This window comes from Mesorhizobium montanum (assembly GCF_033977145.1).
GTDB classification, from domain to species: Bacteria; Pseudomonadota; Alphaproteobacteria; order Rhizobiales; family Rhizobiaceae; genus Mesorhizobium; species Mesorhizobium montanum.
Map to the genome: position 1 here is coordinate 98,714 of NZ_JAVIJF010000018.1, position 21,214 is coordinate 119,927.

The following is a 21,214-nucleotide window of genomic DNA, read 5'->3' on the forward strand; positions in this document are numbered from 1 at the left end:
CTATGGAATAAACCTCAGCCTCTGCTACATTAGCTCAGTTCGGAATTCAGGTGGCAACCTGAATGGGGGCCGACCTCAAGCCCGGCTCCCTTTTTTGGCTCGCCTCGAAGGAGGCGAGCCATTTTTTGGAAGGCCACCACCGGCCTGACGGGCAACCTCGCGAGGCTTTCGCCCGAAGGCCGCACCGCCCTAAAGTGCGTCGCGATGAAACGGATTCAGGCGACGCGCTTTAAATCTTTGTTTTGATGCATGTCGTGATCCCAAAACCGCTGCGCACTTTTGGGCGACATGCATTGGGTGTGTGATAGCTAATAAGGCTTGCAAGATGTAGACTTGAGTCGGGTTTACAACGGCATTGGGAAGGACAAGCAGAATGCCACGGATATCGGAACTCTTCTTCAAGACGGCCATCATCTTTTTCCTGCTGGGCATCGCCATCGGCATCAAGATGGGCATTTCGGGCGATCACGGAGCCTTCCCGGCGCATGCGCATTTCAATCTCCTGGGCTGGGTCACCAGCGCCATCTTCGGCGGCTACTATGCGCTCAATCCGGCCAAGGCCGAAAAGCGTCTCGCCATGATCCATTACGGCCTCTACACGCTTGGCCTGGTGGTGATGCTGCCGCCGCTTTATCTGAAATACGCCTACGGAATGGACGCCGTCGAGCCGATACTGGGTATTGGTTCGCTGATCGTCGCCGCGGGCGTGCTGGTCTTTGCCTATACGGTGTTCTCGCCCGCCCAGCCGGTGCGCTCCGCCACGGCTGCCACGGCGCGCTAGACTGCCAGTAAAGCAGGGGCTTCACGCCGACGCCTCCAAAGACGCTGCAAGCCGGGCCATTGCGTTGCGCCGCACCAGCTTAGCTTAAGGGGCGGCCAACTGGCGGCGATGCAAACTGATTGCGCCTCGGAACCAAACCGAGGCGTAAGCCTGGCTCGTGCATTCGAACAGAGGAATGCAGCGTGCCGGACTATTCAGTGAGGCGGTTTGCCGGCGAGAGAAAGGATCACCGCGGGATTGATGCCGCTGACGCGGTTAAGGCAGCAGCCTCGGGAACAGCAGCGAGATGAGAGCGTGGATGATGCCGTCGCGCTCGAATGGACCGGGCATTTCGGCCGGCGCCGGATTGGTGTCTGCCTTGCTTTCGTCGATCTCGCGGCTTTCACCGTGCACGAGCCAAAGCACCGCCACGAAGTAGCCGGCCTGCAACACCACGGCCGCCAGAAATGCCCAGCCAATCGCCATCCAGATCGATCCCGTGGAAGTGTAAGTCCAACCGAGGATCACCAGAAGCGTTGCCACCATTCCCACAAGAAACTGCGGAAAATACATTTGCCCAATCGAGCGCCGTGACCATGTCCGGTCATCGACGATCTCGCCCATATCTCTACCCGTCATGACCCATGCACCTTTTCCGGTAGGACCGCAAGCTTGAACGGCTTGCCGGCGGCCCCATCGCCCTTTCGTCCAATCCAACAGGGACCACCGACGCAGGACTTCTGGTGACAACTGGGAATTCCGCCACATCGTTCCCGGCGCACTGACATTCAAGAAGCACCTAATGGATCGCGGGCGCCTGACGGAAAGCCCGGCACCGTCTGGAGTCCTCTTCGGCCCGCAAAAAAGGCCCGCCACATCGGCGGACCTTTGATCGTCATGCGGTTCTGGGTCAGGTCAGGACAAGCACGATCTTGTAGGTGTCCGGGTCGACTATGACGATGCGTCCGTCGGCGAGCACGAAATACTCGTAGGACTCGTAGGCAGGCACGATCTTGACGATGCGGGCCGGCAGACGGTGCAGGCGCACCTTATGACGTGGCACCTCGACGCCGACCGAGATGTCGAAGCTGACGTCGCGAACCGGCTCGACCTTGGTCTCGTGGATGATCTGCGTGACCTGCGTCCTCTGCTCCACCGTCACGTTATTGATCGAGGCCGTCTTGTTCTGGTCGGTCTCGACGTTGGTGTTGCCCTGAGCGTTCTGCTCGGTGTTCGTTCCGGTCTTGCCCTGGGCGTTCTGCTGGGTCTGCATCTTGGTAGTGCCGCCCTGAGCATTCTGCTCGGTGGTAGTGCCGGCCTTGCCCTGAGCCTGCTGATCGGTCTGGATCTTGGTCTTGTTCTGGGCATTCTGCTCGGTGGTGGTTCCGGTCTTGCCTTGAGCGTTCTGCTCGGTCTGCATCTTGGTGTTGCCCTGGGCGTTCTGCTCGGTCGTGCCAGCCTTGCCCTGGGCCTGCTGCTTCTTCTTCTTCAGCTGTGTATTGTCCTGGGCGTTCTGGTCGGTGTTGGCGCCGGCCTGACCCTGGGCCTGCTCACCGGTCTTCATCTGGGTCTTGCCCTGAGCCTGCTCCTGGGTGTTGGCGCCGGCCTTGCCCTGAGCGTTCATCTCGGTTTTGGATTTCATCTCGCCCTGCGCCTGACCGCCGGCCTTGCCGCCCTTCTGACAATCGGCCTGGCCTTGGGCGCAGTTGTTGTCGCCGCTGGGCTGTACGGACTCAGTCTGTGCCATCGCAGCGCCACAACCGACGCTGAGCGCGATCATGCTCGTGATAAGCAGATGATGTTTCATTGGATTTCTCCTCGGAAAAGTCGGTCCCTTCGTTTTTGGTAAACCCGGCCCGAAACGCATTGTTCCGAAATTGTTGCGGCGGGCGCCGGGGCGTTTTCGCGAGGAGCGGCAGCCGTAATTTTTGCACGCGGAAGCCCCAATTTTGCAGGAACAAAGGCCAATTTTTGCAGGAACAAGGATTGGCCAATGGCGTTAGGACAGTGCCGACCGGGCTGTGGGAGATCGCAGGCGCAGCATTGGAGGCGATTTGATCCACAAGGAGTGACGACCTATGAAAATGCACCTCACCACCGCCGCCGCGGGCCTGCTGCTTCTCGCCGGTGCCGGCGCCGTAGCCGCGCAGGATGTCGTGATCGAACCCGAGCAGGAAACCGTCATCAAGGAATATGTGCACAAGCAGCCGCTGGCCTCGGTCGAGGTTCCCGGCGTCAAACTCAGCGTCGGCAGCGTTCTTCCCGACACCGTCGAGCTGCATGAGGTTCCGAACGTTAAATACCGCTACGTTGTCGTGGACAACCAGACGGTCGTCGTCGACCCTGGCACGCGCAAGATCGTCAAGGTCCTCCAGTAAATCTATTCGCAACTGAGCACGGCTCGCCGCCTAGGCGGCGAGCCGTTAATCAATTCGTTACCATATCCTAATGGAACCTTCGTCCCGCTCTTCAGTTAGCGGCTCTGGGTCTGCCCTGTCTCAGAGACAACACAAAGCGACGGCAGGGTGGAGATTCGGGCGGTGGCGAACAGGTACGGGCGGGGTGAGGAGGACTGACCAACATGTCGAATCGAGAAATCGGAACATCCCGTTCGCTCGGGATGCGGGTCGCCGATCTCAGAGCCAGGATGCGGGACGCCCGGATCACCGAGCATGAGATGAAGACCTTCCAGAAGGTCGCCGCCATCATGGGGGGCGCCGAAGGCTCCCTACGCATAGACGCGGACGATCTGATCGCCGCGTCCTTCGTTACCGAGGCGCTGGGTGAATCGACGCCGCACTGACAGCGCCCAACAGCCGAAAATCACCGGTAATCCAGTCGACCGCCAGCCGGCGAGGCGGCGGTCATTAGGCAACGGGCCAGGCGGCGCGCGGCAGCTCCGAGATATGCCGCCTAAAACTTGCAAGCAAGGCCGGCGCGCACGGCGCTTGGCTGCCGTCGTCGGGCTCATTGTAACTTCGTAGTCCTGGTCCCGTGACGCTATCGAAGTCCGTATTCCGCGCGTGCAATCCCAGTTCGATATGAAGGCGTGCTTGGTGTCGGCGCCAGGGAAAACGGCGCCAGGGAAAAGCCGAGGCGCCTGCGAGAGGCTTATCCCGGCAGGTGTGCCCGGCTTTCACGGACCCGATTGCGCCTGACCTTGGCTTCGCGCAGCACCGCAACCGGATCGGCGCCGGTCCACTCGATACCCGCCTTTCTCGCGAAGACCAGGAATGCCTGCCGCGCCTTGTCGAGATCGATCTCTCCGGCCCGCGCGGCCTCGCAGGCCCGCACCGCCATGTTATAGCTCCCGCCCCGCGAGACTGCTGGCCATTCCTTGAGAAAGTTCTGCATCGCGGTGAGCGAGGCGATCTCGCGCTTGAAGCCGGCGCCGACAGCGATCGCCACCGGGGTTGCAAATTCGATGTCACTTCTGATGGAACCTTCTCGCATGATGCCGCCGCCCTATGGATTTCAAAGCCTTGGGGATTCAAAGCCTTCCAATGCGGAGCCAATGCGAAGGTTCCGCCAGATCAATTAGTCGTCGCTGACGGAACAACACCTTGCCGAACGGCGTTTGCCCCGGGAGCTCCCAGTTCGACCTGTCCGTGTTTCCGCTCCCGCGGAGGCATGCGGAGCTCGCCAACGCAACAGGAGAGAAACGATGAAAACCACCTTCATTCCAGCTGTCGCCGGCCTGGCTCTGATGGCCGGCATCGGCATCGCGGCCGCGGACGAGGTGATCGTCACGCCCGAGCAGCAGACCGTGGTCAGGGAATATGTCCACAAGCATCCGGTCGCCTCGGTCAACGTGCTCGGCCTTGAGCTCGGCATCGGTTCGACTGTGCCTGACACGGTAGAGCTGCAGTCGGTACCCGACGTGCAGTATCGTTATGCGGTCGTCAATGACCACACGGTGCTGATCGATCCCGGCACGCGCCGCGTCGTTCAGGTGATCCAGTAACGCCTGGCGGATTGGAGCCCGATGCTGCTCCCGATGCATCGGGGAAGGATCGGGCTCTTCTCGCATCCGAGCATATCGCCTAAAGTGAGCAACGGTTTGGGAGGCAACGAACGAAAGGAGTCGTTGCCATGCATCATCCACACGTCGAATCACCAGATATCGCCCGGCAGGTCGACAGACTGCTGGCCGAACGCGGCGATGGGCTGCTGTCGATCAGGCAGGCGGTCGCGCTGCTGCGCGAGCGAACCGGAACCGAGCGTTCCGACGCCGACTTGGCCGGACTGATTGCCAAGAAGGCTGCATATCTCGGCATTGTGGTGCTTTCCGACGACCGGTGAGCCATCACCCGATCTTGCTTCAAGAAGTGTTCGCGCACCGCTTCTACACCCAAGACGCCGCGCGAAAATTCGGCTAATGTTCGCGCCGGGGAACCGTCCCAACCTTAGGAGGCGACAGTGACGGACGACAGGCACGAACGCATTCGCCAGCGGGCGCACGAGATCTGGGAACAGGCCGGCCGTCCCGAAGGCTCGCATATGGAGCACTGGGACCAGGCCACGGCTGAGGTCGATGCCACGGGCAAGCCGAAGGCGAAGGGCCCGAAGAAGACCGCCGCCGCCAAGGTCGAGAAGCCGAAAGCCGCGAAGGTTGAAAAGCCGGCCAAGGCGAAGGCGACCAAGCTCAAAGCCAAGGGCTGAGCCATTTCGGCGACCAATTGGCCGCACCCCCCCGTTTTGATCTTTGCGGCAAGGTGAGGCGCGGCCGCGCCTTTTGACGATTCACGGCCGAGCACCGGCCTGCCAAATAGCCTTAGAAGTAGCGACTGCTAATATTAGCGATATTTAATAGATAGACTTTGGGTCGACAGGAATTTACCGATTATCTCAGGTCATCCCTGTGTCATCCCGGCAATACGGAGTCTTTCTGTTTCAATCGTCCCAGTAAAAGTCAGATTTTGATCAGACCAGCCGGTTGACTCGTCGTCCTTTATCATGCGCTTTTCCCGTCCTGGCTTCAACTTGGGGATTGGCTAATGCAGGGTATCAACCGTTTCATTTCATTAGCATTTCTGGCCGCGGCAAGCGGCTTTTCGGTGTCGGCGCTGGCGGCGCCGCCGGTCGAGTATGTCAAGGTGTGCACGTCCTATGGCGCGCGATACTACTACAGCCCCGGTACCGACACCTGCATCAATGCCAATACCGGCGAGACGCGCCGCGCGATCGAAAATGGCGTGGTTGACGGCAAGACGGCGCTGGCGAGCAAGGTCGACGACATCGATGGCCGCGTCCAGCGCGCCTTCGAAAGCGCTTCCGTGGCCACGGCATTGAGCAGCCCGGATCTGGTGCAGGGCGAGCATTTCGGCGTGCGCGTCAACTGGGGCAATGCCGGCCAGTCCAACGCCATGGGCATCACCGGCGCGGCCGTGCTCGGCGAGGGCTTCATGTCCGGCGGCAAGGGCCGGCTGGCCGGTGCAGCGGGCATCGGTTTCTCCGGCAAGACGGTCGGCGGCAATGCCGGCCTGCAACTCACCTGGTAAGCGCGGCCGGGGGGCATCATGTTCAGATATCTTCTTGCGCCGGCGATCCTCGTCGCAGCAACGCTCTTCGCGGCACCATCTCAGGCCGCGGTCGCTATCTTACTTAAGATCTGCTCGAGCTATGGGCCTAACTACTACTACAGTCCGGGCACTGACACTTGCATCAACGCCGACACCGGCGTCACCAAGCGGGAAGTCAATGACGGCGCGGACGGAACCACCACCGTCACCGGCAAGACGGCGCTCGCCAGCCAGGTCGACGATATCGACAATCGCATCACCCGCGCTTTCCAGAACGCCTCGATCTCGGCCGCTCTTTCGGCGCCCGACCTCGTCCAGGGCGAGCATTTTGGCCTGCGCGTCAACTGGGGCAATGCAGGCGATGCCAATGCCTTCGGCATCACCGGTGCCGCGGTTCTGAGCGAAGGCTTCGCCCATGGCGGCCGCCTGACCGGCACGCTCGGCATCGCCTTCGCCGGCAACCAGGTCGGCGGCAATGCCGGGCTGCAGTTCAGCTGGTAGGGGACGAACCGCTACCGCCCCGCTTGCTTCCTGGCGTAGAGGGCGACCGCGCCGAGGAAGGCAAGCGCGGCGGTATCGCAGGCGGCCCGCGACGGCCACGGACCCTTGGCGAAAAGGACCGCGTCCGCGACCGGGACCGTCAGCCCGTGCTTTCTGGCGAATAGGGCAACTTCGTAGGGCTGATCGTCAGGTCGTGCGCCGATGTCGATTTGCTGTTCCATCAAACGTATTCCTCCCTGGTATGCGGCTATGCCCTTCCTTCGCCCGGGAGAATTAACGCCCGGCCGCTCGCCCGCGTCCACCAATTGGCGATTGTGTGAAACGATGCATTTCTCGAGGTGTGGAGCCGAAGGTTGCAGAGGGCCGCCTGAGTTCCGCGGACAACCGTCTTCGCCGCGTAATTCGCGCCCCTGCCGGCCTATCAGGTTCTTCCGACGGGTCTCACCACGCATCGCTCGACATCGCAAACCTCACCCCCGCCGCGATCATCGCGCTTTCGCATTCGCTGATCAGCCTGAGATTGCGCAGATACCGCGCCACCGTCTCCGCCAGCCAGGCCGCGCAGGCTTCGACATAGGCGCGGCCATGCACCAACCTGCCGGTCGAAAGCCGCTCCTCCTTCTCGGCGATCACCTTCAGATATTGCCGGATGAAGCGGATGTCGTCGGCGATGTCCTGGCTAGCAATGCGCCAGGCGCCTGCGAGGCGCTCGCGCTCGCGGAGCGGCAGTGGCGACAGCAAAGGGCGGGAGAGGTCGGCAAAAGCGGCGTGGTTCGCGGTGTTCAAGCAAATTCCCTCAAAAGAAGGGAAATATCGTACTTTATGTACGAAAAACAGTCAAGCGAGATTCGTACAATTTGAACGATTCGCTTCTGCATCTCTTAGAGGGAGATGAGGCGCCCGGCCCGATTGCTCTCGCAAAAAAAGCTTTCCGATTCGCTCAACCGGTGCTTTAACGCCCGTATCCACAGGGGTGCTCCGTACGGTCGGGGCTGAGATGGGGGCGGCAAGCCTCCGGACCCTAAAGCTGATCTGGATAATACCAGCGGAGCGAGGCGGGCCATGTTTTCCGGCGCACAGATTTCCCTATATCCGATGGCTGACGATTTCGTCGGCGTCATCCTTGGCGCGCTCGGCGCGCTCGAACCCTACCGCGACAGGCTGAGGATCGAGACCGACGACATCTCGACGCTGCTGGTCGGGCCGCCCGAAGTGCTGTTCCCGGCGATGCGCGACCTGTTCGTGGCGGCGGCGAGAAGCGGCAGGCACTGCGTGCTGTCGGCCGCCGTCTCGCGCGGCTGCCCCGGCGAACCGGACGACCCGATCTGCCGCTCCGATGAGATCGGCGGCCCGGCGATCCCGCTCGACGAACGCAAGCTCGCCGCGCTCGGCGCGGTGCAGGCGACGCCGTCCGCGGACCAGCCGGTGGCGGCGCAATTCTCGCTCTATGTGATGGGCACCGGTGACCACATGGACGAGATCTGCGGCTGCATCGATTTCCTGAAAAACTCCGGTGTCTTCGAGCGCTCGAAGCATTTCTGCACCAAGCTGCGCGGCGATGCCGGCGCGGTGTTCGCCACGCTGAACGAAGCCTTCTGCCGCTTCGGGCCGAGTGCGGGGCATGTGACGCTCGACATCACCATCTCGGCAAACAGCCCGACCGCGGTTTGAGCCCGCGGTTCAAGCTGTCGAGGAGATTGTCGTGGTTGTTTGGTACGATCCATCCGGGGGAAGTGTCCCCAATCCTACTTCGCAAGTAGGGCATACGTCGGCGACTGGCGAAGCCCGTCGCGACAGCCAATCTCCCCCCTTGAGGGGGAGATCAGCCTTCACCACGGCCTGCGCCAAAGCTGCCCCTGCTGCCCTCGCTTTCGCCCTTCTCCTCATCGCCTGGGAGCTCTACGCCCGGCTCGGCGGCATCGCGCCCACTGTCCTGCCCGCACCCTCCCGCGTCCTGCAGCAGGCCTGGGAGAACCGAGCGGCACTGGCGCAAAACACGGCTCCCACCATCCGCGCCACGCTGGCCGGTTTTGCCTGTTCGCTCCTCGCTGCCTTCATCCTCTCCGCGCTGGTCGATTTCCGGCCCCGCTTGCGCCGCGCGCTGTTTCCGCTGCTGATTGCCAGCCAGACCTTGCCGCTGGTGGCGATCGCGCCGCTCGTTGTCCTTTGGTTCGGCTTCGGGCTCTTGCCAAAAATCCTGCTGGTGGCTTTGGTCACTTTTTTCCCGATGATGGTGGCGCTGGTCGAGGGCTATACCGCCACGAGCACGGAAATCGGTCAGATGCTCGCCGCCATGGGGGCAGGGCGCTGGCGCATTTTCTGGCTGGCGCGGCTGCCCTCGGCGCTGCCCTATTTCTTCGCCGGCTTGCGCATCTCCATCACCTATGCCGTGGTCGGCGCGATCTTTGCCGAATATGCGGGTGCCGCGAAAGGGCTGGGCATCTACATGCTCGGCGCCAAGAACAATTTTCGGCCCGACCTGGTGCTCGCCGCCGTCGGCGTCAGCTCGGTTTTGACGCTCGTTCTGTTCGGACTTGCCGTGCTGGTGCAGCGCCTCGCCATGCCCTGGGAAAATGCAAGGAGCGAGAGGGCGGGGCGCGAGGGCAGGTCCGAGCCTTCGAATGAGGATCGGCCATGACCCGCCTCGAGCTCCGCAACGTCCGCAAAAACTTCGGCCCGCTCGAGGTTCTGGCCGGTATTTCGCTGCGTGTCGGCGCGGGCGAGTTCGTCTCGATCCTCGGCCCCTCCGGCGCCGGCAAGTCGACGCTGTTCCAACTGCTCACCGGCGCCCTCAAGGGCGAGGGCGAGATGCGCTTCGACGGCGCGCCGCTCGACAACACCCGCTTCGCCTTCATGCCGCAGCGCGACGCGCTGATGCCGTGGCGGCGCGTCATCGACAATGCGACGCTGGGCCTGGAAGTGCAGGGCGTGAAGCGCCGGGTCGCGCGGCAACGTGTGGCGCCGCTGTTCGCCGAGTTCGGCCTCGCTGGCTTCGAGCGCGCCTGGCCGTCCGAGCTTTCCGGCGGCATGCGCCAGCGAGCGGCGCTCCTGCGCACCGTGGTGCAAGAACGCGACATGCTGCTGCTCGACGAGCCTTTTGGCGCCCTCGATGCGCTGACCCGCGCCGCCATGCAACGCTGGCTGGAGACGATGTGGGAGAGCCATCGCTGGACGGCGATGCTGATCACCCACGAAGTGCGCGAAGCAGTGCTTCTGTCCGACCGCATCTATGTGCTGTCGGCGCGGCCCGCGCGCGTCGTACGCGAGATCGCGGTGCCGCTGCCGCGCCCGCGCACCCAGAGTGCCGCACTTGCCCGTGAGGCGGCCGCGATCGAAGCCGGCATCCTCGACACCCTGCTTGGCCAGCCGCCGACCCGAATTCCCCGATCATCCGATGGAGAGACGAAATGACTGACCTGACCCGCCGCCAGGCGCTGTTTCTGGCTCTGGCCGCCGGCCTGCCGCTCGCAGGGGCCGTCTCACGCGCCCGGGCCGCCGCGCAAAAAATCACCGTAGCGCTCGACTGGACCGTCAACACCAACCACATCGGCCTGTTCGTCGCCCGCGACAAAGGCTTCTATCGCGACGCCGGATTGGAGGTGGAAATCCTGCCCTACGGCGACACCGGCTCGGGCACGCTGGTCGCCAATCGTGTCGCCGATTTCGGCGTTTCCGGTTCGCTCGGCCTGTTGACCCAGAAGAGCGCGGGCGCCGACCTGAAGGCCGTCTACGCCGTCGTCCAGTCCGAGACCGGCCGCGTCGTCTTCAACGCCGACCGCGCCGCGATCACGAGCCCCAAGAATCTCGATGGCCTGACTTATGGCGGCTTCGGCAGCGCCTGGGAAAACGCGCTGATCTCCACCATCATCCGCCATGACGGCGGCAAGGGCGTCTTCAACACGGTGACGCTCGGCACCTCGGCCTACGAGGCTTTAGCCAACGGCGCGGTCGACTTCACGCTGGAGGTCTCGACCTGGGAAGGCGTCGAGGCGGAGCTCAAAGGCCTGAAGCAGCGCAGCTTCCGCTACGCGGACTATGGCGTGCCGGACGAGCACACCACGCTGATCGTCTCCAGCAACGCCTTCCTCGCGGCCAACCGACAAGCGGCTGCGGCCTTCGTGCAGTCGACACGGCGCCTTCGCAGTCGACCACGCGAAAGAGGCGGGCGACCTGTTGATCGCGGCCAACAAGGACACGCTGACAAATCCGGCGCTGGTATACGCCTCGCTGCAGGCGCTGAACGATGCCCACTTTCTGAAGAGCGCGACCGGCGCCATCGGCACGATGGAGAAGGCAAAGATGGAGGCGATGGGCGGCTATCTGTTTGCCTCGGGGATACTCCTCGATGGCGACGGCAAAGCGCTGAAGGAGAAGCCGAATTTGGCGACTTATTTCAAGAATGAGTTTTTGGGGTAGGGGACGTCGAAACCGCCAATTTCCCCGGCGGGGAGGTTGGCTGTGCGGCGGCCGGTGCCAATCGCCAACGCATGCTGTTCGGTCTATTTCGCCCCAAGACCGTCAGCCGTCTTCAGGTCGGCCTCCGCGCGTTCGCGGTTGCCTTTGGCCTTCCACGACCTGCTTCGGGCGTTGTAGAAATCGGCGGATTTCTGATTGAGCGCGATCGCCTGGTCGTAGTCGACAATGGCCTGGTCGTGATCACCCTTATGCGCCCAGGCGAGGCCCAGCGCGTAGTAGGCATCGGCCATTTTCGGATCCAGATCCACGGCCCGAGCGTAGTCGGCGATGGCGCGGTCGTCGTCGCCCTTGAATGACCAGGCGACGCCTCGGCTATAGTAAGCGTGGACATCGCCGCCTGTCGGGTCGACGCCCATTCCCTGCGTAAAGTCGGCGATGGCGCGATCGTAATTGCCGCTCTGTCCCCAGGCCTCGCCCCGGGCGTAATAGGTGGCGGCTTGTTTCGGGTCGATATTAATCGCACGATTGTAGTCGGCGATTGCGCGCTCGTATTTGCCCGTGGATGCCCAGGCTGCGCCTCTGTTCTGGTAAGCTTCGACGCCGTCGAAACCTAGGCTGATTGCCTGGCCGAAATCGGCGATAGCCAGGTTGACGTCACCCTTTCTCCACCAGAAAATGCCGCGATTGTAAAAGGCGGTGGCATATTCTGGATTCATATCTATCGCATCGTCGCTGTCGGCGATGGCGCGGTCGTAATCACCTTTTGCCGCCCAGGCATAGGCGCGCTTGAAATAAGCTATCGCGCGTTGGTCGGTGCGCCCAGTCTTGTCCTCGACAATAGATGTGCAGGCTTCGAGCCGGCGGGCCGGGTCGGTCGCATTGCCGATGCAGGCCGCATAGGTCAGATTGGCGGCGATCCCCATGGCGCCATGGACGTCGAGCGCGACAAGACCGGCCAGCAGCAGCAACAGCGGGAAGCGCCATTTTCGAACCAATTGTATCAGCCGACTTTCATCCGCCTGACCTGCCATTGCCCGGTTCTCCCGGATCAACTACCGGTCTTCTTCCTGCTGAACAGCCTTCTCAGCCACACCAGCGGCAACAGCACGAGGAAGGCGCCCTTCTTCAGCACCACCAGCGCCAGCGCGATGAGCCCGGCGCCGGCGGCCCCGCCATATTTGACGCCGAGCATCGTCGCCAGCACGCCCAGCGCGCCATAGCCGGCCACCTTGTCGCCGCTGGAGAATTCGAAATAGGAGCTGCCGGCCTTCGGCTTGTAGGCGGCCGCCGATGCCTCGACGATCTTCTGCACGGCATCGCTTGTGACGTTACCGTTCACCGGCACGATCTTGATCGGGACATAGCCTTGCCGGTCGAAGATCGAGACCGAGATGTTGATCGTCCGGTCGCCGCCCCAGTTCAGGATATTGGCGTAGTAGAGGATGTTTTTGCCCTTATCGATCTGCGGATAGACCAACCAGCCGTCGAAGCGGATATCCTGGCCCAGCCGCTGCGACTGCGCCTTGACCGAGTCCTTGAAGCTCTCCTCAAGGGATCTGATTTCTTCGTTGCGGTCGGCGCTGTCCCAGTCCGCCAGGCTGACATAACCGTCCGACACCGGCTTTTCGACGGTCAGGTTATCGATCTCCGGCGTGAAGCCGAAGATCAGCTGGTCGATCGAGCCGCACTGGTCACGGTCCCAGCCGAACTCCTTCACCACCAGGTCGCAGCGATCCTCCGGCTTCAGGTAGATGGCGCCGCCGCCAGCCGGAGTGATTGTGCCTCTGGCGGCGCTCAGAGGCTGGGTAAAATTTTGCGGATGATAGTCCGTGTCCTCGGCATGCACGATGGCCGGCTGAGCCAGGAAGCAGGCATGCGCCACCAGGACGAAAATCAGATTTTCCCTGACCGATTTGTTCATGACCCCCTCCCGGCAGACCGGGCCCCAACCTCACGCACCCGTGATCTAAGAGGATTTCGAAGACAAGTACAAGACGGAAAGGTTCTTTTTTTGTTCTTGGCATCCGGGGCAACACGATAATCCTTCGTGCCAGCCTTACTTGACCTCATGCCAACGCGTATCGGACATCTGCGATAGGCAGGCGCGAAGGCGCGCGGCGTTTCACATAGCTGCTCCGCGCCCACCTCACATATCGATCATCGACCGCTTCACCCGCCCGATAATGGTGATCGCGCCTTCCAGCTCCGGCGGGGGAATATCCAGATACGACGCCGGCTGGAACGGCGGATTGTCGTTCGGCCGCCAGCGCTTGTAGGTGGCGCGGCCGGTTTCGTCGGAGATCACGTAGCAGCCATTGGTCACCAGCCGCTTGTCGCGCAGGTTGACGAAGATGATCGAATCCGGCGGCGAGATCTTGTTCATCGACGGCCCGTCGACGCGCAGCGCGATCCATTCGCCTTCCTCGAGGTCGGCGGTGGGGATGGTCGGATAGTCGGAAAGGTTGACGACGCTGTCCTGGCCACCGAGCTCGCCGGCGCTGATCCACGACACCATCGGCACGTCGACAGTGACGGCCGAGGGCAGATGGCTGACCGCCGCCGCCTCGGCGCCATCCGCCCCCAAACCACCGTTGAACAGCAGCCAGCCAGGGTCGACGCCGAACAGCCGGCCATATTTCTCCGCCGCCTTGCGCGACAGCGGGCGGTTGCCGTTCTCGTGGCTGATCAGCGTGTTCTTGTTGATGTCGCGCAGCGCCCGCGCGGCATCGCTGGGCGAGGCATAGCCGGCCTGGGCGCGCGCCTGCTGCAATCTGTGCCGAGAATCCATCATCGTACAAAATGCCTGAAAATTATCGTCCAAAGTGTACGATTTCGCTTGCGCGTCATTCGTACATAACGTACGCTTAGCGCATGAATGAGCATCCCGCAAGCATTTCCGCACTGCCTGTGATTCCGGCGCTGCCGATGAGCGTCTCAGGGCTTGTCGATTCCTGGCAGAGCACTTTCGCCGCCATGCAAGGGGAGGCGGCATGAACGCGCGTCCCTCGACTTGTCAATTCCAATCGTCCGGACAGTCCTCCCCGGTCCGGACGCATTCCGGGGCGCTTGCCCCGGATCCGGCTGAACCGCCCGCACCCCGGTTCACCGGAACGGCCGGAGCCGTTCCTCCCCCGGCTCCGGCCCCCAATTCGGGCACAAGCTGCATCCGCACCGAGGACGGCACCGTCATCCTGTTCGACCGGGTGACGGGCCGGGCGGTGTCGGGCCTGACGCGGGCCGCCGCCGAGGCCGCGCTGCTTCGACTGCCAGGTGCGGCGCCAGAGCAATTCCAGGAAAAGTGCGAAGCGGTTTTCCGTCAGGAATTGCGCCAGGACAACGAGACGCAATTCCAGGAAAAGTGCGAAGCGGTTTTCCGCCAGGAATTGGGCCAAGACAACGAGACGCAATTCCAGGAAAAGTGCGAAGCGGTTTTCCGCCAGGAATTGGGCCAAGACAACGAGACGGAGCGCCTTGCCGTTTCCGTGAAACGGCGAAGCGATCCAGGCGCCGACTGACCTCCAACCCTTTCGCTGACCTGACTTGCGGCCTCGCGGCCGAACCCTGGCGCTTGGCCCGAGCCCAACTCTTCGCAACTCCAAGCCCTTCGCAAGCCCAAGCCTTTAGCAATCAACGGAATGAGAAGATGGCAGCCGCCTACACTGAAAAAGAAATCGATGAGATCGCCGCCTGGCTGAAGGAGGGGCTTTCGGCCTCGCGCATCGCCGGCCGCTTCAGCGCGCTGCGCGGCAGCCCGGTCTCGCGCAACGCCATCATCGGCATCGTCCACCGCAACGCCGGCCTAAGCGCCATCGGCTTCGCCAACCCCAAAGGCGGCCGCTCCGGCGGGAGACCGAGGAAGGCCGCGCTGCTGCAGGCGCAGGGCAGGGCTGGCCGGCGGGGCGGGGTGGCCGCTGGAAGTGTCACACTCTGCGAGCCGGCTGCTCTTTCCAGGCATGTCGAGCTGGTGGAAGGTCGCGGCGCGGAAGCTGCCAATCTCCCCCCAAGAGGGGGAGATGCCCGGGAGGGCAAAGGGGGGCGCTGTCCCGCCGACGTATCAGTCGTTGAGCCCGTAACCGCCCGCACCCTCAAGCCGAAAAAACCTAACACCCGAAAACCCGCGCGCACCTTGCCTCCCGCTTGGCTTACCACCGGCGAGCGCGAAAAATCCGAAGCGCGGCGCTACAAGCTTCCCGCACCGCCGCCGCCGATGCCGCCCGGCCGCCAGCCGCATGTCGCGGCGATGCGCTTCCTCGATTGCCTGTTCGGCCGCTGCCGTGCGCCGGTCGACCTCGCTTTGCGCGAAGAGCCGGAAGACGACCCGGCCGGCGCGCGCCCGGGTCCGGACATGCTCTGCTGCGGACTGAGGACCGCAGGAGCGCGGAGTTATTGCGCGCATCATCATGCGCGGTTCCACGGCCATCGCGGAAGGGGGATTTGACGAGCGCGGCATTGGAGCTGCCAATCTCCCCCCTTGGAGCCCTCTTGGAGGGAGATGGCAGTTCCGCCTGCGGCGCTTTTCCTGCAGCGTCGGCGATTAGCGAAAGCCGCGAAGAGATTGATCTCCCCCCAAAAGAGGGGGAGATGCCCGGTCCACCCTCCGTAGCTGCAGCGCAACTGCTGCGGAGGAAGGGCAGGGCAGAAGGGGGCGCCGCGCGCCAACCTCCCCAATTATCCTCTGAAACCAAGGACCCACGCATGCCCCGCAAAGCCTCCAAGAAACCCCAACCCCCGAAACTCCCCAAGGGCGAGGCCGAGCAGGTGCGCATCCGCCGAGATGTCGGCCATGACTTCGCGCTCAAGCAAGACGCCTTCGGCCGCCAGCGCCTCACCCCCGGCACGGCGGAAGCGCGCCGCGTCTACGAAGTCTCGAATGGCGGCTACACCTCCACCGGCGGCGTCGTGCGGCTGCGCAATGTCGATCCGCTTACCGGCATCACCTCGCTGTCGCGCCAGCAGCGCGAGGCTGGCCAGCGTTTTCGCGACGATTTCGAACGCTCCCAGCGCGAGGGCCTGCAGCCGCAATCCTGGAGCGAGCGCGTCGACGGCGGCCGGGTCGGCGGCGGCATCCCCGACCGCGTGCTGTCAGCCGGCCGAGCCTATGCCCACGCAGCGGCAGCGCTCGCCCATTGGGAGGTGGCCGACGTGGTGCGCAAGATCTGCCTCGAAGGCCAATCGGTGAAGGCGCTCGCCGAGCGCGCCGGCGAGGGGCGCGACGTGGTGGTCAAGCTGCTGAAGGTCGGGCTGGATCTGCTGGCGGTGCACTATGGGATGATGGGGAGGAGGGCGGGATGAACATTAGAAAGTTCTGGTTGATCGCGGAATAACCATGAGGAGAGAATATACGTCCAATTGGCGAAATATGCTTGTTGCCATGATGAATTGGTATTGCTGCAAGATCAGTAACGGGCTCAGAATGCAGTGTCGCCAGCCATCGATTGTCCTTAGCTTTTGGTCATAGCAGGCATTGAAATGACCAGCCAGATCGAATTGCTCCCGTATGTTTCTATGCATACCGACGGCAAACCGGATTTGTGGCGGCACATCATCATGCCTGGGCATCGATCGGCACCGACGGGGGTCGGTGAAGTCACCTTGAGGGTCCGGCCGGACATCGGTGAGGACTGGTTCTTGACGATAGCGAAGGGCGGCTGGGCGTGCTCGAAGTCGGTCCTGATAACAAATCGCGAAGGCCGGAAGATCATAGCCATTTGCTATGAAGGGTTGATCGTTTTCGGCTATCTCGACGATCCATTTTCTTTCCGGGACCTTCAGATTGTGGGTTGCTTCCTGCTGGAGCCGATGATGGACGCGTCTGCAATTGTTGGCGTCGGATATTCAACAGTTGGCCTGATAGAAGGCGGCTTGAAGGTCGAATATGTAGAGCACAACGCCTTTGATATCTCGAAAGTTGAGAAAAAGGACGAGTTTCACATTGTTATTGATTCCGACGATCCAATATTAGGTAAGGAGTATATTGCGGTCGAATTCGATCTTAATCGAAAGACAGCAGTTACCAGAAACCCGCCTTTGATGAAGACACCCCAATGAAATACCCCGATGGAACCCTTGCCAGGCTTGGCGACAAGATCCTCGTCTGGGAGGGGAACGAAGGCGTCGTGGTCTGCTCCATGGATACCGACGAATATTCCGAGGAGTACCCCAGGGAAGTCCTTGGCTATCTGGAACGAGGGATCATGGTCCTGTCCGAAAAGGCGGGGCTAATTCATTATGTGAATCCCGAAATCGACATGCGCCTGCTGGAGCGGAAGAAATGACGTCCGCCGAAGCAAGTTCGGGCACAGCCTCGTTGCGTCCAAAAATCACACGCTCGGCGCTGCCCCTCATCCGCCCTTCGGGCACCTTCTCCCCGTAAACGGGGCGAAGGAGAGGCGCGGCGCCGGCGACAGCCTCTTTCTCCCCGTTTACGGGGAGAAATGCCCGGCAGGGCAATGAGGGGCGGCGCTGACCTTTGGTGTTATTTGCGGAGAGCGCGCCTCAACTGCCCTTCTTCAACGGCGTTGGACCTTCATGGAGGCGGCTCCCACCCAAACACGCTCCGTCCGCCCAGCAAATGCGACTGGTCCATTTCCCCCGCCACGATCTCCTTCAAGCTCGGCCCCGTCACATACCGCTCCATCCTTCGCGACTCTTCGTCCAGCCGCTTGAGCGCCTGCAACTCCTCGTCGCGCCCGAGTCTCGCCTTGCCCACCGCCGATTTCAGCACCGAGATCGTCTCGTCATAGACCTTCAGCGGCACGGGGAAGGGGTGGCGGTCCTTGCCGCCGTGGGCGAGGGAAAAGCGCGCCGGGTCGGAGAAGCGGTAGGGCGTGCCGTGCACCACTTCCGAGACCATGGCCAAGGCCCGCACCGTGCGCGGCCCGACGCCGGGGACGAGCAGCAGCTCGGGGAAATCCTTCGGGCCGCTTTCGATCGCGGCGGAAATGTTGCTATGCAGGCGGTGCATGACGATGTCGCTCTCGCGCACGTCGTGATGCGCGGGCATGACGAGGTTTGGCAACAGCGGTTGCGCGGCGGGTTCTTGCTCGGGCCGCGGCTCCAGCACGGCAAGCTCGGTCAGGATCTTTTCCGGGCTCATGGTCTTCAAAAGCTCGATCTGGCCGCCGCGGGCTTTCTCGGCACGGCGGTCGGTGAGGTTGACGATCACGCCCTGCGTCTCGCCCTCGATCGCCGCATGCGGCTGGTCGACGAAGCTTTCCAGCCCCTCCGACAGCCAGTGGTAGCGGCGCGCCTGGCGGGCGTCGCCGTTCATGCCTTGCTGCACCACCACCCAGCGCCCGTCATCGGTGACGATGAAGCCGTGCAGATAGAGGTCGTAGCCGTCCTGCACGGCGGCGCTGTCGACCTTGGCGACGAGGCGGCTGGCGGTGGCGAGAGCATCGCCGTTCAGGCCGACGCGCTCGCCGATGGCGATGAGCTCGCCCGGCGTCTTGCGCGAATGCGCGCCGCGCCCGCCGCAGACATGGATGCCGAGTTCGCTCGCCATCGGGTTCAGCCCGCGCTTCAGCGCGCCGATGACCGAGGTGGTGATGCCGGAGGAATGCCAGTCCATGCCCATGACGGCGCTGAAGGACTGGAACCAGAAGGGATGCGCCAGGCGGCGCAGAAGCTCGTCGCGGCCGTAATGGTGGATGATCGCCTCGCACAGCACGGCGCCGAGCTTCGTCATGCGCTCGCCCAGCCATTTCGGGACCCGCCCGCCATGCAGCGGCAGGTCGGCGCTGCCGCTTCGCTGCGTCACGTGGTTTTCTCCGTGGATGCCGGCGACTTAGATGGCATTTTGGCCGGGATTTGCAAGGCGGAGCCTCTCGCTTCGTCATCCTAGGGCGGAGCAAGGAGCGAAGCGACGCGCGCAGACCCTAGGATCCATGCCGCGACCTGCGAGCGTTGCAACGGTGCAGAATTCTGATGGGCCGCATTTCTCGGCCTGCGTCACAGGATCCTCGGGTCAAGCCCGAGGATGACGAAGGCGCTTTCGGCTTCGCCCTCTTGGTAACGAAGGGCCGGCCTCGTCAATACCCATACATCGCCCATCTTCCGGTATGGTGACGCCGGTGCGTCACCGTACCGTATGGCAGCGATACGCCTGCCACCTAGTACCTGTGGTGGTGGTGCCTATAGTGGTGCCTGTGATGGTACCGGTGGTGGTACATGTAATAATGATACCTGTAATAGTGCCGATGGTACCGGTAGTGCGGGTAGCGCACGACATAGCCGGGGTAATAGTCGTCGTAATAGTCGCGGTAGCCGCCATAATACGGGCCATAGTCGTCGTAAGGGCCGACGCCGATGCCGAAGAACACCCGCGCATCCGCCGGCGCAACCGTAGCCACCGCCGAGGCGATGGCGATCACCGAGGCAAGTAGAAGCTTTTTCATGGCAACCTCCTCCTGAAGGTTGCATTGACAACGCTTTACGGGCCGAAAAGCTGCTTGGCGCCTGCGCGAAAATTACCGGGATTTGAAGCCGTGCCTGCTACCTGGCGGTCGATACGGCCAGAGCGTTTCACCGTTTCACGGAAACGGCGAACCGCTCTAACTCTTGTTTTTACGCAATTCCGGACGGAAAACCGCTACGCACTTTTCCTGGAATTGCTCTAGCCGCAGACGCGTACCTCGCGGCTGAACCTGCGGTCATGGCTGCGGCGCGTCACCGTTTCCATCCGGCAATGGCGGCCGTAGCGCACGACATGATAGCGGGTCGGCGGGGCGACATAGCCGCCGTCATAGTCGTCCTCTTCGCCGGGGCCATAATTGAGATAGGGGCCGCCCCAATAGGAGCCATAGACTGGAGCGTTGCTGTAGCTGTCGTAAAAATCGCCGAAGGGGCCGTAGTCGAAATAACTGCCGCCAAGGAATACGTTGCCGGCATCCGCCGGCGTGACGATGGCAGCCGCCGAGGCGACGGCAACCACCGAGGCGAACAGAAACTTTTTCATGGCAACCTCCTCCTGAAGGTCGACCCACGATAACGCGCGGCGCGCCGAAAGCTCGCGCCGCCGCAGGGATCAGCAAGATTTGAAGGCTTCGCGAGCACCCGAAGCGCGCGGAACGGCCAAAAGCCGTTTCGCGCGATTCAGACAGGCTCGTTTAGTAGCCGTTGTAGCCGTTACCGCACACCCGCACTTCCTCCATCACACGGTGGTGGTGGCGCCAGTGGCTCACCAGCTCGGTGCGGCAATTATGGCGGTGATGGTAGCGAACCACATAGCCGCCATTGTCATAGTTATCATTATAGACATGACGGTAATAGCGGTGCGGGTAATAGCCGCCATAATAATCGTCGTAGTAACCGTTGTCATAGCCCGGGCCGACGCCGATACCGAGTTCAACACTGGCCGCGCTGGCCGGCGCGATCGCAAACGCCGAGGCGATGGCGATCATCGAAGCAAGCAGAAGCTTTTTCATCGCTGCCTCCTTGAGGTTCGATGGATGATGCCCCTTCTACGGATAAACGGTTTCGAAGCCGGCGATGTTCCCAGGAAAATGCGCTGCGTTATATCTCTCCACTTGGCCACACGGGGGAGAATAGGGCGCATCACCATACCGTCGCGCCGTGTCGCGGCCTCGCCTGCGACCCGCAGTCCGATCCGCTATCTACCAATCCCAACTCAAACGCAGGAGCTCTCCATGACCAAGCAGACCATCCTCAAATTCGGTGCCGTCGAACATGCCGAGGGCGGCGATCTGCCGGGCTGGATCGCGGTTGAGGGGTCGCCGACCATGCAGACCGCTGTCCAGCACACCACAAAGGACGGCAAGGTGATGTCGGGCACCTGGCGCGCTTCGCCCGGCACTTATCACGCCACCTACACCGACTATGAATTCGTCCACATGATCGCCGGCCGCATCGTCATCACGCCCGACGGCGGCGAGCCGGTCGAGGTCGGCCCAGGCGACGCCTTCGTCGTCGAAGCGGATTTCAAGGGCACCTGGAAGATACTCGAGCCGGTGACCAAGCATTTTGTCGTTGTGGTGGGCTGAGGGCGCGGCGCCGA

29 protein-coding genes, 1 pseudogene and 1 riboswitch are annotated in these 21,214 nt (G+C 62.5%); of the genes and pseudogenes, 18 read left to right on the forward strand and 12 right to left on the reverse strand.

The features are described 5' to 3' along the window. The first annotated feature begins 373 nt into the window (after window positions 1–373). Window positions 374–781 (forward strand): heme-copper oxidase family protein, encoded by a 408-nt coding sequence (locus RFM68_RS23590; protein ID WP_320235418.1) that lies wholly within the window; start codon window positions 374–376, stop codon window positions 779–781. Between the two features lie 255 nt (window positions 782–1,036). On the opposite strand, the gene RFM68_RS23595 is transcribed toward RFM68_RS23590, so the two are convergent. Together RFM68_RS23595 and RFM68_RS23600 are read right to left on the reverse strand one after the other, a co-directional pair. Next, the gene (locus RFM68_RS23595; RefSeq protein WP_320235419.1) at window positions 1,037–1,384 is read right to left on the reverse strand and encodes an exopolysaccharide production repressor protein; all 348 of its coding nucleotides are present in this window, start codon (window positions 1,382–1,384) and stop codon (window positions 1,037–1,039) included. 286 nt (window positions 1,385–1,670) lie between these two features. Next, a complete protein-coding gene (locus RFM68_RS23600) occupies window positions 1,671–2,567 on the reverse strand; it encodes a DUF1236 domain-containing protein (RefSeq protein ID WP_320235420.1) in 897 nt (298 codons plus the stop codon). A 271-nt stretch (window positions 2,568–2,838) separates the two neighbouring features. On the opposite strand from RFM68_RS23600, the gene RFM68_RS23605 reads away from it, so the two are divergent. Together RFM68_RS23605 and RFM68_RS23610 are read left to right on the forward strand one after the other, a co-directional pair. Beyond that, window positions 2,839–3,138, forward strand: coding sequence for a DUF1236 domain-containing protein (locus RFM68_RS23605; protein ID WP_320235421.1), 300 nt, complete (start codon window positions 2,839–2,841; stop codon window positions 3,136–3,138). Between the two features lie 203 nt (window positions 3,139–3,341). After that, on the forward strand, window positions 3,342–3,563 hold the full coding sequence (locus tag RFM68_RS23610) for a hypothetical protein (protein ID WP_320235422.1): 222 nt from the start codon (window positions 3,342–3,344) through the stop codon (window positions 3,561–3,563). Between the two features lie 308 nt (window positions 3,564–3,871). On the opposite strand, the gene RFM68_RS23615 is transcribed toward RFM68_RS23610, so the two are convergent. Beyond that, window positions 3,872–4,213: a DUF982 domain-containing protein gene (locus tag RFM68_RS23615; RefSeq protein WP_320235423.1), complete on the reverse strand. Its 342-nt coding sequence runs from the start codon at window positions 4,211–4,213 to the stop codon at window positions 3,872–3,874. Between the two features lie 211 nt (window positions 4,214–4,424). Between RFM68_RS23615 and RFM68_RS23620 the strand changes: the two genes are divergently transcribed. The 5 genes from RFM68_RS23620 to RFM68_RS23640 all read left to right on the forward strand — a co-directional run bounded on the left by RFM68_RS23620 (window position 4,425) and on the right by RFM68_RS23640 (window position 6,783). Then, a complete protein-coding gene (locus RFM68_RS23620; RefSeq protein WP_320235424.1) occupies window positions 4,425–4,724 on the forward strand; it encodes a DUF1236 domain-containing protein in 300 nt (99 codons plus the stop codon). A 128-nt stretch (window positions 4,725–4,852) separates the two neighbouring features. Next, window positions 4,853–5,062 carry a hypothetical protein gene (locus RFM68_RS23625; RefSeq protein ID WP_320235425.1) on the forward strand — a complete coding sequence of 70 codons (210 nt, stop codon included), beginning with the start codon at window positions 4,853–4,855 and terminating at the stop codon, window positions 5,060–5,062. Between the two features lie 117 nt (window positions 5,063–5,179). Further along, window positions 5,180–5,422 (forward strand): DUF2934 domain-containing protein, encoded by a 243-nt coding sequence (locus RFM68_RS23630; protein WP_320235426.1) that lies wholly within the window; start codon window positions 5,180–5,182, stop codon window positions 5,420–5,422. Window positions 5,423–5,757: 335 nt separating this feature from the next. Then, entirely contained in the window at window positions 5,758–6,261 is a 504-nt protein-coding gene (locus RFM68_RS23635) for a porin (RefSeq protein WP_320235427.1), read from the forward strand. Between the two features lie 18 nt (window positions 6,262–6,279). After that, window positions 6,280–6,783, forward strand: a complete 504-nt coding sequence (locus RFM68_RS23640; RefSeq protein WP_320235428.1) for a porin — start codon at window positions 6,280–6,282, stop codon at window positions 6,781–6,783. 11 nt (window positions 6,784–6,794) lie between these two features. On the opposite strand, the gene RFM68_RS23645 is transcribed toward RFM68_RS23640, so the two are convergent. Beyond that, window positions 6,795–7,004 carry a hypothetical protein gene (locus RFM68_RS23645; RefSeq protein ID WP_320235429.1) on the reverse strand — a complete coding sequence of 70 codons (210 nt, stop codon included), beginning with the start codon at window positions 7,002–7,004 and terminating at the stop codon, window positions 6,795–6,797. Window positions 7,005–7,224: 220 nt separating this feature from the next. Then, entirely contained in the window at window positions 7,225–7,569 is a 345-nt protein-coding gene (locus tag RFM68_RS23650) for a hypothetical protein (protein ID WP_320235430.1), read from the reverse strand. Window positions 7,570–7,742: 173 nt separating this feature from the next. After that, a riboswitch (TPP riboswitch) is annotated at window positions 7,743–7,855 on the forward strand. Here RFM68_RS23650 and RFM68_RS23655 point away from each other — a divergent pair. The 4 genes and pseudogenes from RFM68_RS23655 to RFM68_RS23670 all read left to right on the forward strand — a co-directional run bounded on the left by RFM68_RS23655 (window position 7,846) and on the right by RFM68_RS23670 (window position 11,199). Further along, window positions 7,846–8,454: a YkoF family thiamine/hydroxymethylpyrimidine-binding protein gene (locus RFM68_RS23655; protein WP_320235431.1), complete on the forward strand. Its 609-nt coding sequence runs from the start codon at window positions 7,846–7,848 to the stop codon at window positions 8,452–8,454. Its footprint overlaps the riboswitch before it by 10 nt. Before the next feature lie 139 nt (window positions 8,455–8,593). Continuing rightward, a complete protein-coding gene (locus RFM68_RS23660) occupies window positions 8,594–9,421 on the forward strand; it encodes an ABC transporter permease (protein WP_320235432.1) in 828 nt (275 codons plus the stop codon). Next, window positions 9,418–10,194 carry an ABC transporter ATP-binding protein gene (locus RFM68_RS23665; protein ID WP_320235433.1) on the forward strand — a complete coding sequence of 259 codons (777 nt, stop codon included), beginning with the start codon at window positions 9,418–9,420 and terminating at the stop codon, window positions 10,192–10,194. The genes RFM68_RS23660 and RFM68_RS23665 overlap by 4 nt, the downstream gene beginning before the upstream one ends. Continuing rightward, a pseudogene (locus RFM68_RS23670) lies at window positions 10,191–11,199 on the forward strand (ABC transporter substrate-binding protein). Before RFM68_RS23665 ends, RFM68_RS23670 begins: the two are co-directional and overlap by 4 nt. Before the next feature lie 83 nt (window positions 11,200–11,282). On the opposite strand, the gene RFM68_RS23675 reads toward RFM68_RS23670, so the two are convergent. The 3 genes from RFM68_RS23675 to RFM68_RS23685 all read right to left on the reverse strand — a co-directional run bounded on the left by RFM68_RS23675 (window position 11,283) and on the right by RFM68_RS23685 (window position 13,990). After that, window positions 11,283–12,251: a tetratricopeptide repeat protein gene (locus tag RFM68_RS23675; protein WP_320235434.1), complete on the reverse strand. Its 969-nt coding sequence runs from the start codon at window positions 12,249–12,251 to the stop codon at window positions 11,283–11,285. Beyond that, window positions 12,248–13,120: a DUF2167 domain-containing protein gene (locus tag RFM68_RS23680; RefSeq protein ID WP_320235435.1), complete on the reverse strand. Its 873-nt coding sequence runs from the start codon at window positions 13,118–13,120 to the stop codon at window positions 12,248–12,250. The genes RFM68_RS23675 and RFM68_RS23680 overlap by 4 nt, the downstream gene beginning before the upstream one ends. A gap of 225 nt (window positions 13,121–13,345) precedes the next feature. Then, window positions 13,346–13,990 (reverse strand): LexA family transcriptional regulator, encoded by a 645-nt coding sequence (locus RFM68_RS23685; protein WP_320235436.1) that lies wholly within the window; start codon window positions 13,988–13,990, stop codon window positions 13,346–13,348. A gap of 199 nt (window positions 13,991–14,189) precedes the next feature. Here RFM68_RS23685 and RFM68_RS23690 point away from each other — a divergent pair, with 199 nt between their 5' ends. The 5 genes from RFM68_RS23690 (at window position 14,190) to RFM68_RS23710 (ending at window position 17,474) form a co-directional block, all read left to right on the forward strand. Then, window positions 14,190–14,714, forward strand: a complete 525-nt coding sequence (locus RFM68_RS23690) for a hypothetical protein (RefSeq protein WP_320235489.1) — start codon at window positions 14,190–14,192, stop codon at window positions 14,712–14,714. 128 nt (window positions 14,715–14,842) lie between these two features. Then, window positions 14,843–15,637: a GcrA cell cycle regulator gene (locus tag RFM68_RS23695; protein ID WP_320235437.1), complete on the forward strand. Its 795-nt coding sequence runs from the start codon at window positions 14,843–14,845 to the stop codon at window positions 15,635–15,637. Between the two features lie 257 nt (window positions 15,638–15,894). Continuing rightward, window positions 15,895–16,491 carry a DUF6456 domain-containing protein gene (locus RFM68_RS23700; RefSeq protein ID WP_320235438.1) on the forward strand — a complete coding sequence of 199 codons (597 nt, stop codon included), beginning with the start codon at window positions 15,895–15,897 and terminating at the stop codon, window positions 16,489–16,491. A 177-nt stretch (window positions 16,492–16,668) separates the two neighbouring features. Next, the gene (locus RFM68_RS23705; protein WP_320235439.1) at window positions 16,669–17,247 is read left to right on the forward strand and encodes a hypothetical protein; all 579 of its coding nucleotides are present in this window, start codon (window positions 16,669–16,671) and stop codon (window positions 17,245–17,247) included. Continuing rightward, window positions 17,244–17,474 (forward strand): hypothetical protein, encoded by a 231-nt coding sequence (locus RFM68_RS23710; protein WP_320235440.1) that lies wholly within the window; start codon window positions 17,244–17,246, stop codon window positions 17,472–17,474. Before RFM68_RS23705 ends, RFM68_RS23710 begins: the two co-directional genes overlap by 4 nt. 251 nt (window positions 17,475–17,725) lie before the next feature. Here RFM68_RS23710 and RFM68_RS23715 read toward each other — a convergent pair whose 3' ends face one another. The 4 genes from RFM68_RS23715 to RFM68_RS23730 form a co-directional block, all read right to left on the reverse strand. Continuing rightward, window positions 17,726–18,958 (reverse strand): DUF763 domain-containing protein, encoded by a 1,233-nt coding sequence (locus RFM68_RS23715; RefSeq protein ID WP_320235441.1) that lies wholly within the window; start codon window positions 18,956–18,958, stop codon window positions 17,726–17,728. 352 nt (window positions 18,959–19,310) lie between these two features. Next, complete coding sequence (locus tag RFM68_RS23720; protein WP_320235442.1) at window positions 19,311–19,595, reverse strand: hypothetical protein; 285 nt, start codon at window positions 19,593–19,595, stop codon at window positions 19,311–19,313. 218 nt (window positions 19,596–19,813) lie between these two features. Beyond that, on the reverse strand, window positions 19,814–20,155 hold the full coding sequence (locus RFM68_RS23725; protein WP_320235443.1) for a hypothetical protein: 342 nt from the start codon (window positions 20,153–20,155) through the stop codon (window positions 19,814–19,816). A 151-nt stretch (window positions 20,156–20,306) separates the two neighbouring features. Continuing rightward, window positions 20,307–20,624, reverse strand: a complete 318-nt coding sequence (locus RFM68_RS23730) for a hypothetical protein (protein ID WP_320235444.1) — start codon at window positions 20,622–20,624, stop codon at window positions 20,307–20,309. A 222-nt stretch (window positions 20,625–20,846) separates the two neighbouring features. Here RFM68_RS23730 and RFM68_RS23735 point away from each other — a divergent pair, with 222 nt between their 5' ends. Then, on the forward strand, window positions 20,847–21,200 hold the full coding sequence (locus RFM68_RS23735; protein WP_320235445.1) for a cupin domain-containing protein: 354 nt from the start codon (window positions 20,847–20,849) through the stop codon (window positions 21,198–21,200). The last annotated feature ends 14 nt before the right edge of the window (window positions 21,201–21,214 follow it).